The organism is Fervidobacterium sp. (assembly GCF_059913585.1).
Map to the genome: position 1 here is coordinate 98,036 of NZ_DBOLZL010000010.1, position 14,092 is coordinate 112,127.

Sequence of the window (14,092 nt, forward strand, 5' to 3'; positions counted from 1 at the left end):
ATGAATATTCAAAAGTCACACATTGTAAAGAGATGAAAAGAAACAAAGAAGGTGATAAATTAACAGAATTTACAACTTAAGTAAAACAAACACGGCTTTTTGAAACACCAACCATTTGTGATATAATTATCTTGACCCACACTATTCCAAGGGAGGGGATTGGGTATGAAGAAACTGGCGGTACTACTTGTGGTTGTTCTATTCATCACGTCTCTTTACGCTGCACTCGGTTTCAAGATAGGTGTTGTTACGGGAACTGTTTCACAAGGTGAGGATGAGTACAGAGGTGCGGAAAACGTTGTTAAAAAATACGGAAAAGAAATTATCCACGTAACATACCCAGACAAGTTCATGCAAGAGCAAGAAACAACGATTGCAAGAATCGTAGAACTTGCTTACGATCCGCAAGTTAAGGCGATAGTTATTTGTCAAGCTGTTCCTGGCACAACAGCAGCTATTAGACGGGTTAAGGAAATGAGAAAGGATATCGTCTTTGTTGTTGGTGTTCCTCACGAGGACCCAGCAGTTATTTCTTCCGCAGCCGACGTCATACTTGAAGTTGACACACCTGGCCGTGGTAGAACAATCGTAGAGCTCGCAAAGAAAATGGGTGTTGAAACGATTATCCACTATTCTTTCCCAAGACATATGAGCTATAAGCTACTTGCTGAGAGAAAAGATATCATGGAAAAGACAGCTAAGGAAATGGGTATCAACTTCGTGTTCGTTTCTGCCCCAGACCCACTTGGTGAACAAGGTTTGACAGGTGCACAGCAGTTTATACTCGAAGACGTTCCAAGACAACTTGCAAAATACGGTCCAAAGACAGGTTTCTTCTCAACAAACTGTGGTATGCAAGAGCCTCTTCAGAAAGCAATTCTCAAGCACGGTGGTTATTATCTCGAACCATGCTGTCCATCTCCAACACACGGATTCCCAGGGACACTCGGAATTAAGATTCCTGAAGACAAGAAAGGCGATATGATGTACATACTTAAAGTTGTGAACCAAAAAATCGTTGAAATGGGTGGTGCGGGTAGATTTGCAACATGGCCAGTTCCAATGAACATGCTCTTTGTTGAAGCTGGAGTAGAGATTGCTAAAGCACTGGTGCAGAAAAAAGTTAGCCCGACTAATCTCAACGGTATAAAACTTATCGTAACGGAAGAGGCTAAGAAGAAATATCCGAAAGCAGAGATACAGGTTAGAACTCTTGAACCTTACAAGAACTACTATATGTTCATCCACAAATCAGTTATCTTTGGAGTTGACAAGTTCTAATACGTTTGAACTTAATTCCTGAAATCAAGGTGTCGGCTGTTTGCCGACACCTTTCAATTAAACCTTAGGGCTTTTTGTTTCTTTCTTTCAAGTGTCGGATGTCTTTTAGAGCCTTTAAATAGGGGGATGAGCTATGAAAACTGTTTTAGAAATGAGGAACATTTCAAAGTTTTACTATGGTAACCAGGTTCTAAAGAACGTTTCTATCTCAGTGGGAGAAGGCGAAATACTCGGGTTGGTAGGTGAAAACGGAGCGGGTAAATCAACCCTCATGAACATTCTTTTTGGGATGCCAGTTATACATTCCACAGGAGGATTCGAAGGAGAAATTTTCTTCGAAGGGCAAAAGGTTGATATAGATTCTCCATCAAAAGCTATGGAACTTGGAATAGGAATGGTCCACCAGGAATTTATGCTACTTCCTGGATTTACAGTGACGGAGAATATTAAACTCAACAGAGAAATTACCAAACCCAACTTTCTCAGTAAGATGTTAGGGACAAAGGGAAGAAGACTCGAAACTTTAGACATACAGGCAATGCGAAAAGATGCGCGCCAGGCGCTTGACACCATTAAGATGCATTCAATTGACGAGATGGAATACGTTGCTTCGTTACCTGTTGCTCACAAACAATTTGTCGAAATAGCACGTGAAATTGACAAAAGAACATTGAAGCTCCTTGTATTAGATGAACCTACCGCAGTCTTGACCGAATCAGAGGCGGAGAATTTATTGAACATTATCAGATTACTTTCGGAAAAAGGGATTTCTGTAATTTTTATCTCACACCGTCTGCACGAAATACTCGAAGTGGCGCATAGGATAGTTATACTTAGAGACGGTCAAGTTGTTGCTGAAGGTAGGAAAAACGAGTTTACAGTATACCAAATTGCAGAAAAAATGGTTGGTCGAAAGATAGAAAGTGTTCAACTCCCGCCTAGAAAGAAAGAGATAAGTGAAAATAATGTAATAATGTCGATAAAGCATCTGAAAGTTCATATGCCTGGTGAAGAGGTTAAAGATTTTTCCATTGATATAAGAGAGGGAGAAATCTTAGGAATTGGTGGATTGGCTGGTCAGGGTAAGCTCGGAATTGCGAACGGTATTTTTGGACTCTACCCTGCCGAAGGTGATGTAAATTATATGGGAAAACCTTATCAGTTAAATTCTCCGATGTATGCATTGAAGAGCGGAATTGTTTATGTTTCTGAGGACCGCAGGGGTGTTGGCTTACTACTTGACGAGTCTGTTGAAATGAACATAGTTGCAACCGCTATCACAGCATTTGGAATGTTTACAAAGAAATTCTTGGGCTTTACTGTATACGATAGAAAAGCTATCAGACAACATGCAGAGAATTTGATAAAAGAACTGGACATCCGATGTAAAGGACCTACACAACCTGTAAGGAGACTCAGCGGTGGTAACCAACAAAAGGTCTGTCTTGCACGTGCGTTTACATTGAATCCAAAGCTCTTGTTTGTATCAGAGCCGACACGAGGAATAGATGTCGGTGCAAAAAAACTTGTGCTTGATTACTTAGTAAAACTCAACAGAGAGCATGGGATTACCATCGTACTTACCTCAAGTGAATTAGCAGAATTGAAGTCTATATGTGACAGAATAGCAATCGTTGCTGAAGGTAAGCTCGCTGCAATCCTACCACCAACAGCTCCAGATGTTGAATTTGGTTTAGCTATGGCTGGCGAGTTAAAGGAGGTAAAAGTAAATGGGTGAGACTATGGATATAAAGAGCTTGGTTACTCAGATTTTTAAGAAAATCGATATCCCAATATTGGTTATCGTTCTTTTCTTGTTATCTTTGTTTGTTTTAGCTGCATTTACTACAGTTTCAATACCAGGGTTGATAAGTGATTCATTGGTGAGGATTGGTATGAACGGTGTATTAGTTCTTGCTATGCTTCCAACAATTAGAGCAGGCATAGGTCCGAACTTTGGGTTGCCCGTTGGTATTATTGGTGGGTTGTTGGGAATGCTTATTGTCATGGAAAATCAGATAATGGGACCTATCGGATTTTTTGTGGCAGTTGTTATTTCGATAGGCTTTAACCTGATTTTTGGTTGGATATACGCTTGGTTGCTTGACAAGGTACGTGGTCAGGAAATGATGGTGGAAACATATGTTGGATACTCGATAGTTGCGTTTATGTCCATTATGTGGCTTGTGCTTCCTTTTAGAAATCCTGAGATGGTATGGGCAATTGGTGGCGTGGGATTGAGATATACGCTAACACTTCAGGGATACTTTGATAAAGTTTTGAACAACTTTCTAAGGTTTAGAATCTTTGGAGACCTATACTTTCCAACTGGTTTGATACTGTTCTTTGCCTTAATGTGTTTCATTGTATATTTATTCTTCAAAACACGGGCGGGATTGTCTATCGATTTGGTAGGTCAAAATGAAATGTACGCGATTAGTTCAGGTGTAAAGCCAAGAACTGCGCGAAGAAATGCGGTTATCCTGTCAACGGTTTTGGCAGGTATAGGTATCATTGTTTATGCTCAAAGCTATGGTTTTGTACAACTTTACCAGGCACCTTTGTTTATGACATTTCCAGCGGTTGCTTCAATTCTAATAGGTGGTGCTTCAATAAGGCGGGCTACTATAACAAACGTTGTAATGGGAACAGTCATCTTTCAAACTCTTCTGACTGTCGCGTTGCCAGTGCTGAGCCAAGTAACACGTGGTGATATTACCGAGGTTATGAGACTCATAGTCAGTAATGGCATGATACTCTACGCACTGACACGCGCGCCAAAGGAGGCAAACTGATATGGAAAAGAACGTAAAAAACAGAATAAAATTAATCCTTCTGAGCAATATAGTTCCCATAGCTTTCTTTGTACTTACCTTAGGGGCAGTTATTGCAGCAAAGATTCCTCCTTTGTTCCTGATATCCGAAGTTGTTCGAAGACTTAGTAGAAATACATTCTTAGTCCTTGCACTTATAATACCAGTTGTTGCGGGGCTTGGCTTGAATTTTGCGATAGTCTTGGGTGCTATGGCAGCTCAAGCTGCACTCTTTTTCGTTGTGGATTGGAACATCACGGGTATAAAAGGTATTCTGCTGTCAATGATTATCGCAAGCTTACTTTCAATCTTTCTTGGTTGGCTTGTTGGTTTAACACTAAACAGGGCAAAAGGACGAGAGATGATAACTTCTATGATTCTTGGGTTCTTTGCAAATGGTGTTTATCAGCTCATATTCTTATTCTTTATTGGTTCATTAATACCATTTTCGAAGACAGATATGCTCTTACCACAAGGTGTGGGTTTGAGAAATACTGTAGACCTTTATGGGACGGTTGCTGGAGCGTTGAATAATATATTCGTTGTGAATATAAAGTATGTAAGCATATTTATCGTCCCGCTTCTATTTGTAGTGGGGTTGTGTTTATTCATAACCTTCCTTTTGAAGACGAAACTAGGTCAGGATTTCAAAGCGGTTGGTCAGGATATGCATATTGCAAGGACCGCAGGTATTGACGTCGACAAAACAAGAATTATAGCAGTTATTTACTCAACCGTTCTTGCAGCAATTGGGCAGGTCATATATCTCCAAGACATAGGAACGATAAACACATACAACAGCCATGAGCAGATAGGTCTTTTCTCAATCGCCGCACTCTTGGTTGGTGGTGCATCCGTTCAAAAAGCTTCCATATGGAACGCGATAATCGGTGTAATACTTTTCCATACACTCTTTGTCGTTGCACCGAGCGCAGGTAACAGATTGTTCGGACAACCACAGATAGGAGAATTCTTCAGAGAATTTATGGCTTATGCTGTTATCGCATTTGCACTTGCAATGCACGGTTGGAAAGCAAGGAAGGCAAGACATTGATTGAATATTTCAAAAAAGGATAACGGGGGATGAGTCCCCCGTTTTTTCATAAGTTGGCTACTGTTGCCTGCTTAAATCACTTCCTGTACAAATACGAAATCATTACTTTGCCTGTGGAAGTTGGTAGCGCGGTTAGAGTAAACAAAACCTCTTTTCCTGAAAGAATAATTAGACAGGAAGGTTCTGAGCTTTTTGCGAGTTCAAAAATTCTCTGTGTATAATCATCAGGCCGCTCTGTGGAGGTGAGAATATATGGGTAGTGAATTCTTGACATCTGACGGCATAAAGATTGAATACGAATATGTGAATCATTGTGATGTGAACGATGAAGCGACTTCAGTAGTCTTTTTGAATGGTATATTCATGCATTATGAAAGTTGGAAAGTTTTTTCAAAAAACATTCCAAAAAACATTCCAGTGTTGTTTCATAATTTCCGCTGTCAGTGGGGTTCTGGCTGTGCAGTAGATGAAGAATGTTCATTTGAAAGGCATGTGGAAGATTTAAAAGAGCTCTTGGATTACCTTGGCATCAAAAAGGCAAAATTTATTGGCACATCGTATGGTGGAGAAGTTGGTATGCTGTTTGGAGCAAAGTATCCAGAGTACGTAGAGTCGATGATGATTATCACTTCTACAGCACGCACTGACAAAGTCATGGAAAGCAAAGTTTTAAGATGGAAAGATGGTACCAAGAGCCGAAGACCAGAAATTTTTGTCAACAGCTGGCTTTCGGATGTTTATAGCGAACTGTATATAAATTCTGTTGGCAATCTATCCCAGATTATTGTCTCAAGACTCACAGGATTTAATTACGAAGGCGCAGAAAGGCTGCTCGAGGCGTTTCTCAGATTAAATGAACTGAACCTGCTCGAAAGAATTAAGAATTTTGAATTTCCAGTTTTAATTGTCTCGGCTGAAGAAGATAATATAAAACCAAAGAAATTTAGCGAAGAGATTTACAAACAAGTAAAAAATGCTCTGCATTTAACAATTCCAAACTCAGGACATGCAGTTGTAGTTGAAAAGCCGAAAGAAATTGGTTATTTGATAAGTACATTTGTTAGAAACTGGAAAGTATAAAAATTCTTCAATAGGTTAATTAAAACGCGAACGGAGAAGATTTATATGGTGCATATGAAAAAGCACATAAGTTTTCTTATATCTATTGTTTTTTCAATACTCATCTTTTCCCATGCACTGGTAGTTTCGAATATGTCCGGTGCAAATATATCCAACGCTATTCCAATAAACAATATACAGATTTCGCAAGTGTTGTACAAAGTCCTTGAAAAGGATGGTAGTTTTGTGTGGTTGACATTCCAAGGCAAAAAAGGCGAGAGTTTGTATTTTCAGGTGGGTACACCTAAAACTGATAAATACAAAGAATTAAAGCCAGCAGTTGCAGTCATAGGTCCGGGATTGCCAAAAACAAACAATTTGCCATTTGAAATTCCTGATGGTATGGGGGTACTTCTATTCGAATCAACAGACCAGCCACAAGCTTTCTATGAACCTGTAACAGATACAAATTCTTGGATCCATATTACAAAGACGATAACTTTGCCAGAAACAGGAAAATACTACCTTGTAGGATATTTCGCGCCTAACGGACAAGCTGGAAATCTGTTTATCGCTGTTGGAAAGACAGAAAGATTCACATGGCAGGACATTGTCAACGTTTTCAGAAACTTACCAGAAATAAGAGCGTTTTATGGACTTTCTGGTCTGCCTGGATGGATGAATGTTGTTATAGGGTTATCCCTAATAGGCTTATTAGCTTTATTTGTGTATTTTTTTCGCTAATTTGAAAGGAAAGATGAAATCTCATTGATAATTGTTTGTGACTAACTGAGAGATGATATTCTTTTAGTTTCTTCTATAATATCGCAGACAACTTCTAAACCGGGATTTAGTTTGCTGTATGTGAAAAGAACCGTAAAATATGCTGACAGAGCAGTTAGCTTAAACGATGCCTACTCTAAAAACAACGGTCCATAAAGGTCTTTTATCAAATCTTTCAAAAGCTTTTGTACATTTTCATCACCCTTCTTGAACAACTTTTTCAAATCAGGGTTGATTTCATTACTTGGGTTCTCCCACGGCTTTATACCGTTCAACTTCCTGTATTCTCCTGAAATCCAAAGGTACTTGTGTAATTCCGATACGGAGGTTTTAAATTCCAGCGAATTTAAAAGCATATAAAAATCATGATAAAAATCAGTGTATGTTGTGTATTTCTTGCCAGCTTTAACTTCCTCGTTTAAGTGGTAAGCCACCATACGGGTTGTGACGGAATTGTAGATAGGGAGTTTATCACTTAAGAAAATATGAGCTAAAGCTGAAGAAAAGCTTATGTAGTGTTTTTCCTTTCCATTGTCTCCATTACTTCTAAGCACAACGGTTGACAATTTATCCACAAATTCAGGTTCTAAAGTAATCCCTTCCTGCGAAACAACTTCTGATATATGATAGGCAACATCATACACTCTGAAGATATTGGTGTTATAAAGTGAATTCACAACCGCAACCTTGACAAGAGTAGATTGCAGTGTGAAATCCGGGAATGTGTTTCTAACCTTTTTAAGTGCTTTCTCAATGTTCAGAAGTTCGCTAGATAAATCGTATAACTTAATAGCTGACTCTACTTGTTCTTTGAATATCTTTATCATCTTACCACCTCTATGGTGTTTTCTACATGCTATCACTATTCTACAACAAATAGTTTTATTTTGTTCCAGAGTATTTGCAAAAGATTGCTACAAAAAAAGCGGAGCTCTTTACGAGCCCCGCTTTGTTATCTACATTTTAGCTTGCTTTTTGATTATTTGATTATCTCTTCCCAGGCTTTGTTGTACAGATCAATATGTTCTCCAATGTAGTCTATTATTTCGCAGTTACCAAGTTCGTCGAGCGTGTAGAGTGGATCAACTTCTTTATATTTTTGTGCTTCGGTGATAGGAGATGGTATCATCAAATAGTCAGATATCTGAGCTGCAATTTCGGGTCTCAGAATGAAGTTTATAAATTTGTATGCCAAGTCCTTGTTTTTGGCATCTTTTAGAATTACCATGTTGTCAATCCAGAGCGTTCCACCTTCCTTTGGAACAAAGAACTCAAAATTCTCTAATTCTTCTTCGGGAATCAATTGGAACACGTTCTCAGGATATCCGTGCACAACCCAGAACTCGCCATTTACAACACCCTGTGCATATGTAGTTGCGTCGAATTTGACGATATTTTCTTTCCATTTCAATATGACCTGCTTTGCCTGTTCGATTTCGTCCGGATTTGTTGTGTTCACCGAATATCCAAGATATTTCAGAGCTGCTCCAAAAACTTCGCGCATATCATCAAGAAGTGTCATTTTGCCTTTCAAATCAGTGCGTTCGTATATGCTCCAAGATTTTTCATAGTCTTTGAGGTATTTTTTGTTGACTATCAAACCTGTAGTGCCCATCATATATGGGACTGAATACTCGTGATTTGGGTCATATGTTGTTTTGGATAAGACGAGTGGATCGATATTTTTGAAATTTGGTATTTTGCTTAAGTCAAGTTTTTCCAAAAGTCCTTCGTTGATCATCATTTTAACGTGGTCACCCGATGGGAAAACGATGTCGTATCCTGTTCCACCCGATTTAATCTTTGCAAACATCTCTTCGTTTGACGCGAATGCGTCGTAGATAACTTTGCAGTTGTACTCTTTTTCAAATTGTTGGATAACTTCCTCTGGAATATAATCTGCCCAGTTGTAGATGCGCAAAACATTTGACTTGTTGCATGAAGAAAGTAAGAAAACGGTCAGGATAGACACAACTACAAAGGTAACCAAGAAAAGTCTTTTCATAATCCTTCCTCCTCCCACCTAAATTTGTGAAAAAGGCTTATTATCTTTAATAATTATAGCACAAACTCAAAATTTCAAAAGAAAGCAATGTTGCAAAATTCTTGGATTTTAAGTTAAAATATAAACAAACGAATAATCACAACCTACATAGTGCACGGGAACACCGGTGCAAATCCGGGGCTGCCCAGCAACCGTGAGTGGGGACGAAATCCGCATAAACGCCACTGGCTCTGATTCGAGCTGGGAAGGCGCGGAGAGTAGGATGATCCACAAGCCGGGAGACCGACTATGTGGGAATCAATTCCCGACAGCTCGGGCTGTCTGGGAAATTTTTTCTTTGATTAAAAGCAAAAAAGGGGGGTAAGTATGGAAAAAGAAAGGTTTGAAAACGTTTTGAAAGATAGTATCATGAGACGTTTGAACAATTTGACAAAACCGATTGGTAGTCTCGGATATTTGGAAGAAATCGCCTTGAAAATGGGACTAATTCAGAACAAAGTGCTGCCAGAACTTCCGAAAGTTAAGAGAATTTATGTGTTCGCTGCCGACCATGGTGTTGTTGAACAAGGAGTTTCTGCTTATCCAAAACAAGTTACATACCAAATGGTTTTGAATTTTCTTAACGGTGGTGCGGCTATAAACGTATTTGGTAGGCATGTTGGAGCGGATGTTTACGTGGTCGATGCCGGAGTCGATGGAGACTTTGAATTTTCACATCCAAAGTTAATCAATGCAAAAATTGGTTATGGTACAGCTGATTTTACCAAAGGTCCTGCAATGACAAGAACACAAGCAATCGAATGTATTGAAAATGGAAAAAAGATAGCAAGAAAAGCAATAGAAGAAGGTGCAGACCTTCTTGTTGTTGGCGATATGGGGATAGGTAATACTACAACAGCGACAGCTATTTCCGTAGCTTTTGGGTTTGATATAGAAGATATTCTGGACATAGGTACTCCTATCAACAACGATGCATTAAAAAGAAAACGTCAAGCTGTGGAAAAGGCTATGGAAGTAAATAAACCCAATGCCAAAGATCCTATTGATGTACTCGAGAAAGTCGGAGGTTTTTGTATTGGTCAGATGGCAGGATTTATCATTGAGGCAGCAAGTAGACATATTCCAGTCGTTGTAGATGGTTTCCCTACGACTGCAGCTCTCCTGATAGCTTGGAAGCTTGAACCTAGGGTGCTTGATTTTGTCTTCGCTGGTCATAAATCTAAGGTGAAAGGGCACAAGGTTTTACTTGATGCGATGAACCTTAGGCCCATTCTTGACTTAGATATGAGACTTGGTGAAGGAACTGGAGGAGCTTTAGCGATTTCCATTATAGAGGCTGCGATAAAGATGATACGAGAAATGGCAACATTCGATGATGCGGGTGTATCTAAAGGAAGTGATTCAGTTTGATACTTGTAACTGGCGGAATGAAATCAGGTAAGAGTACGTTTGCACTAAACCTAGCTTTAAAATACACCAAACGAGCATTTTTGGCAACTGGCGTTCCGTTTGATGACGAAATGAGGTTGAGAATCGAAAAGCATAAAGCTGAAAGAAAGGGGCTTTTCGATACTTTCGAAGAACCTGTCAATGTAACGGAAGTTCTCAAAAATATAGATGACAAGTACGATGTTATCCTTTTTGAATGCCTTACAACCTACCTTGGCAACCTTTACTATTATCAACTTGATGTTCAGGAGCGTATTGACAGGCTTGTAGATGTTCTAACCAATATAAAATGCGAGGTTATCGTAGTCACCAATGAAGTTGGTTGGGGAATTATACCTGAAAACCCAACAGCCAGGCAGTATGCCGAAATGCTTGGAAAAACTAACACACGACTGGCTAAGCTTGCAAAAGAAGTCTACCTTGTTGTCTCCGGAATAGGGGTGCGTATTAAATGAGCCAGCTATTAGGTACAACATCCTGGGTCATACCTGGCACTTATTATGAGAATGTTGAGTATATAACTCGAAAGTTTCGTAATTTTGATTTCATCGAGCTACTCGTTTACACTTGGGATGATGATACTTACAGATTATTTGAGCAAGAAAAAGAGCATTTACGCAAAATTGCGCTGGAAAAACGAATAAAATACACTGTTCATCTTCCAACAGATAACCTTACAAACATTTTAAACGCATTTAAATATCTTGAAATGAACTTGGATATAGCAAATTATGTGCTACATCCTTTCGGAGATTGCACGGAAAGAGATAAAGAATTATTCCATAGTCTTTTATCACACCCAAAGATTTCTATTGAAAACCTAAAAGAGCATGTATTTAACCATTCTCGGACCGTTTTTGACATCGGGCATCACATTCTCGGAAAGAAAGTAGAAAACGACTTTGTGAATAACATTGTCGAAATTCACATTATGGGTGTTAAGGACGGAAAAGACCATCAGAAACTTGAGTGGGAAACACTTGAGAATGCTTACCAAGTGCTTTCAGATAGGCTGTTCAGGGCAAAGTACCTGTGTTTTGAAATTTTTAATGAAGATGAATTGGTGGAGTCCTTAGCATTGTGGGAGGAATTCAAAAACAAAATTTATAACCATTGGAGTGTTGAATAGCATGTGGAAAGAGCTCCTCACTGACTTTTTACTTACTTTATCATTTATCTCAAGGTTACCTGTCAAAATTAAAAATATTGATGAGTGGGAAAAAAGAATTAGACGAATTCCAATTTATTTTCCCGCGATTGGATACATTCCCGGAGCTATTTATTCCTTCGCAATTGTATTGGCTAATTCCTTGAGTACTTACAAATTACTTTTCGTTTTCGGAGCGATGGCTATCGGATACTATTTCTTTGACCTTTTCCATTTCGATGGTCTTCTTGATATGTTCGACGGCTTTTTGAACCAGTCAAACAAAGAACGCCGACTAGAGATTATGGCCAAAGGTGACGTTGGACCATTCGCTGTCTTTTATGGCATACTTTACGTCTTGCTCTTTTACCAACTCATGTCAACATTAGACTGGCAAGCTTTCCTTTTTGCCTCGGTTTTTGGAAGATATGAAATGGTACTTTTGCTCACTTTTTCAAAACCTGCCAAACCAAAAGGATTAGGTGCTATGCTTTTTCCGCACAACAAGCATTACACAGTATATTCAATGCTTTTCTTAACCCCATTAATCTTCATTAGTCCGCTAATGTTTTTTATTTCTCTGACTTTAACCATAACCATGGCTTACCTAATCTCCAGAGTCTCGGAAATTAAAATCGGTGGAATCACAGGCGATGTACTTGGTGGGAGTTGTTTAATATCCCAAATGGTAGTCTTATTAACATTTTATATATTCCATACCCTTGGAAGGTGAGAAGATGTATTTAATGATTGCAGGTACCATGTCGAACGTTGGAAAATCAACGCTCGCAATGGCTTTGTGCAGATACTTCACAAAAAAAGGTCTAAACGTAGCACCTTTCAAATCCCAAAACATGTCAAGAAAGTTTATCAACATTCAAAATGGTAAAGGAAAAATAGCAATAGCTCAATATATACAGGCACTTGCATGCGAAAAAGAACCTATTATGGAATTCAATCCGATATTAATAGTCCCAAGCGAGGGAAAAACACAGGTTTATTTTATGGGTGAATTCATCGACTACTTAACATCAGAGCGTTACATGTTCGATTCGAAAGAAAAGTTATTTGCCCAAATTAAAACCATACTGGACAGGTTATCACAAAAGCATGATTTAGTAATCATAGAAGGGGCTGGTGCGTTCGTTGAGCCGAACCTCAAAGACACAGAGATAGTAAACCTCCAAGTTGCAAAGAGCGTTGGTGCACATGTTATTCTTGTTTCAGACATCTCAAGAGGCGGAGCATTCGCCCAAATTACAGGCACCATAGAACTCATGGATTACGAAGAAAGAAAACTTTTAAAAGGTTTTGTGTTCACCAAATTCCATGGTGACAAATCACTTCTAAAAGACGCGCCAGAAAACCTTGCTCAGAAATATTCCATTGAATATCTTGGAACGATACCTTACTTTGAAAACAAGATACCAGACGAAGATTTATTGACCAAGAAAGAGGAAGAAATTGCTTTGGATGATAAAGCACAGATTATCAAAGAAATCGATAGAATAACAGACTTCATCGTTGAACATATCGACATATCGAAAATTGAACGTATCATTTTTGAAAGGATGTAGAGATAAGTGTCGGATACAATTTTTCTTCCCAAAGAACTTTTTGCTTTACTTTTTGCCATAGTATACGATCTGCTTTTTGGTGAATATCCTACCAAAATTCATCCTGTTGTTTACATGGGATTCGTTGGTAAATGGTTTGACAAAAAACTCAACAAGCCTGAAAAAAGTAATTTCGCCAAGTTTATCTTTGGCATGATAGCGCTGACTATCGAAATTGTGCTTTTTCTGGTGATAAGCACATCACTCCTAGTTATATCAAAAAGTGACAACAAAGTTGCACAAATCCTAGGTTTTTTGGTTGCAATTTACTTGCTCAAGTCTACGTTTTCTATCCGAAGCTTGTATGAGCATGTTGCAAGATGTTACACAGATGATGTAGAACTTTTGAGAAAGAACGTTTCATTTATTGTTTCTCGGGACGTGTCAAAGCTTGATAAAGCTCACCTTTACTCTGCTTCGATAGAGAGCTTGGCTGAGAATATCTCAGATAGCATAACTGGTCCGTTGTTTTATTATCTGCTCTTTGGACTTCCCGGTGCTGTTATCTACAGGGTAGTAAACACATACGATGCCCTCTTTGGATATAGGAACGAAAAATACGAATGGTTTGGGAAATTCCCAGCAAGATTCGACGATTTGCTTAACATCGTCCCATCAAGGGTTACAGCTTTTGTGATTTCACTCTTCAATCCAGTCAATTCTTGGAAATACATCTTAAAATACGGAGCGATAAAGATTAACGCGATGTATCCAATGAGTGCTTTTGCGGGTGTGCTAAAACTCGGGTTCGAAAAGATAGGATATTACAAACTTGAGGGAAAGATACCTGAAAAAGAAGATATCAGAAAAGCACTTGAATTGTATAAAAAGGTTACTGCGATTATCATATTCACAACGATAATACTAACAGCGGTGGTGAAATGA

The 14,092-nt window shown here is 38.8% G+C and carries 14 protein-coding genes and 1 riboswitch; of the genes, 12 read left to right on the forward strand and 2 right to left on the reverse strand.

Annotation, left to right across the window (positions count from 1 at the left end):
• The first annotated feature begins 165 nt into the window (after positions 1-165).
• The 6 genes from AC3M61_RS02600 (at position 166) to AC3M61_RS02625 (ending at position 6,951) form a co-directional block, all read left to right on the forward strand.
• Positions 166-1,281, forward strand: a complete 1,116-nt coding sequence (locus AC3M61_RS02600; protein ID WP_500779368.1) for a DUF3798 domain-containing protein — start codon at positions 166-168, stop codon at positions 1,279-1,281.
• A gap of 133 nt (positions 1,282-1,414) precedes the next feature.
• The gene (locus tag AC3M61_RS02605) at positions 1,415-3,019 is read left to right on the forward strand and encodes a sugar ABC transporter ATP-binding protein (protein ID WP_500779369.1); all 1,605 of its coding nucleotides are present in this window, start codon (positions 1,415-1,417) and stop codon (positions 3,017-3,019) included.
• Positions 3,012-4,076, forward strand: a complete 1,065-nt coding sequence (locus tag AC3M61_RS02610; protein ID WP_500779370.1) for an ABC transporter permease subunit — start codon at positions 3,012-3,014, stop codon at positions 4,074-4,076. Before AC3M61_RS02605 ends, AC3M61_RS02610 begins: the two co-directional genes overlap by 8 nt.
• A 1-nt stretch (position 4,077) precedes the next feature.
• A complete protein-coding gene (locus AC3M61_RS02615) occupies positions 4,078-5,148 on the forward strand; it encodes an ABC transporter permease subunit (RefSeq protein WP_500779371.1) in 1,071 nt (356 codons plus the stop codon).
• A gap of 252 nt (positions 5,149-5,400) precedes the next feature.
• Positions 5,401-6,228: an alpha/beta fold hydrolase gene (locus AC3M61_RS02620; protein ID WP_500779372.1), complete on the forward strand. Its 828-nt coding sequence runs from the start codon at positions 5,401-5,403 to the stop codon at positions 6,226-6,228.
• 45 nt (positions 6,229-6,273) lie between these two features.
• A complete protein-coding gene (locus AC3M61_RS02625) occupies positions 6,274-6,951 on the forward strand; it encodes a hypothetical protein (protein ID WP_500779373.1) in 678 nt (225 codons plus the stop codon).
• 170 nt (positions 6,952-7,121) lie between these two features.
• Here the strand turns inward: AC3M61_RS02625 and AC3M61_RS02630 are convergent, their stop codons facing one another.
• Positions 7,122-7,817, reverse strand: a complete 696-nt coding sequence (locus AC3M61_RS02630; protein ID WP_500779374.1) for an HI_0787 family protein — start codon at positions 7,815-7,817, stop codon at positions 7,122-7,124.
• Between the two features lie 152 nt (positions 7,818-7,969).
• Positions 7,970-8,995 carry an extracellular solute-binding protein gene (locus AC3M61_RS02635; protein ID WP_500779375.1) on the reverse strand — a complete coding sequence of 342 codons (1,026 nt, stop codon included), beginning with the start codon at positions 8,993-8,995 and terminating at the stop codon, positions 7,970-7,972.
• A 131-nt stretch (positions 8,996-9,126) separates the two neighbouring features.
• Positions 9,127-9,300, forward strand: a riboswitch (cobalamin riboswitch).
• A 61-nt stretch (positions 9,301-9,361) separates the two neighbouring features.
• Here AC3M61_RS02635 and cobT point away from each other — a divergent pair.
• Genes cobT through cbiB form a run of 6 tightly spaced genes read left to right on the forward strand, consistent with a single transcriptional unit; the run spans position 9,362 to position 14,092 of the window.
• Positions 9,362-10,405 (forward strand): nicotinate-nucleotide--dimethylbenzimidazole phosphoribosyltransferase, encoded by a 1,044-nt coding sequence (gene cobT, locus AC3M61_RS02640; RefSeq protein ID WP_500779376.1) that lies wholly within the window; start codon positions 9,362-9,364, stop codon positions 10,403-10,405.
• A complete protein-coding gene (cobU, locus tag AC3M61_RS02645; RefSeq protein WP_500779377.1) occupies positions 10,402-10,899 on the forward strand; it encodes a bifunctional adenosylcobinamide kinase/adenosylcobinamide-phosphate guanylyltransferase in 498 nt (165 codons plus the stop codon). The genes cobT and cobU overlap by 4 nt, the downstream gene beginning before the upstream one ends.
• Positions 10,896-11,573: a cobamide remodeling phosphodiesterase CbiR gene (gene cbiR, locus AC3M61_RS02650; RefSeq protein WP_500779378.1), complete on the forward strand. Its 678-nt coding sequence runs from the start codon at positions 10,896-10,898 to the stop codon at positions 11,571-11,573. The genes cobU and cbiR overlap by 4 nt, the downstream gene beginning before the upstream one ends.
• Before the next feature lies 1 nt (position 11,574).
• On the forward strand, positions 11,575-12,324 hold the full coding sequence (locus tag AC3M61_RS02655) for an adenosylcobinamide-GDP ribazoletransferase (protein WP_500779379.1): 750 nt from the start codon (positions 11,575-11,577) through the stop codon (positions 12,322-12,324).
• A 4-nt stretch (positions 12,325-12,328) separates the two neighbouring features.
• A complete protein-coding gene (locus AC3M61_RS02660) occupies positions 12,329-13,168 on the forward strand; it encodes a cobyric acid synthase (protein ID WP_500779380.1) in 840 nt (279 codons plus the stop codon).
• 6 nt (positions 13,169-13,174) lie between these two features.
• Positions 13,175-14,092, forward strand: a complete 918-nt coding sequence (cbiB, locus tag AC3M61_RS02665; protein WP_500779381.1) for an adenosylcobinamide-phosphate synthase CbiB — start codon at positions 13,175-13,177, stop codon at positions 14,090-14,092.

What these genes read in the sequence shown, in the direction of transcription:
- AC3M61_RS02600 (WP_500779368.1), top strand. Translation starts at nt 166, where the DNA reads ATGAAGAAACTGGCGGTACTACTTGTGGTTGTTCTATTCATCACGTCT.
- AC3M61_RS02605 (WP_500779369.1), top strand. Translation starts at nt 1,415, where the DNA reads ATGAAAACTGTTTTAGAAATGAGGAACATTTCAAAGTTTTACTATGGT.
- AC3M61_RS02610 (WP_500779370.1), top strand. Translation starts at nt 3,012, where the DNA reads ATGGGTGAGACTATGGATATAAAGAGCTTGGTTACTCAGATTTTTAAG.
- AC3M61_RS02615 (WP_500779371.1), top strand. Translation starts at nt 4,078, where the DNA reads ATGGAAAAGAACGTAAAAAACAGAATAAAATTAATCCTTCTGAGCAAT.
- AC3M61_RS02620 (WP_500779372.1), top strand. Translation starts at nt 5,401, where the DNA reads ATGGGTAGTGAATTCTTGACATCTGACGGCATAAAGATTGAATACGAA.
- AC3M61_RS02625 (WP_500779373.1), top strand. Translation starts at nt 6,274, where the DNA reads ATGGTGCATATGAAAAAGCACATAAGTTTTCTTATATCTATTGTTTTT.
- AC3M61_RS02630 (WP_500779374.1), bottom strand. Translation starts at nt 7,817, where the DNA reads ATGATAAAGATATTCAAAGAACAAGTAGAGTCAGCTATTAAGTTATAC.
- AC3M61_RS02635 (WP_500779375.1), bottom strand. Translation starts at nt 8,995, where the DNA reads ATGAAAAGACTTTTCTTGGTTACCTTTGTAGTTGTGTCTATCCTGACC.
- cobT (WP_500779376.1), top strand. Translation starts at nt 9,362, where the DNA reads ATGGAAAAAGAAAGGTTTGAAAACGTTTTGAAAGATAGTATCATGAGA.
- cbiR (WP_500779378.1), top strand. Translation starts at nt 10,896, where the DNA reads ATGAGCCAGCTATTAGGTACAACATCCTGGGTCATACCTGGCACTTAT.
- AC3M61_RS02655 (WP_500779379.1), top strand. Translation starts at nt 11,575, where the DNA reads ATGTGGAAAGAGCTCCTCACTGACTTTTTACTTACTTTATCATTTATC.
- AC3M61_RS02660 (WP_500779380.1), top strand. Translation starts at nt 12,329, where the DNA reads ATGTATTTAATGATTGCAGGTACCATGTCGAACGTTGGAAAATCAACG.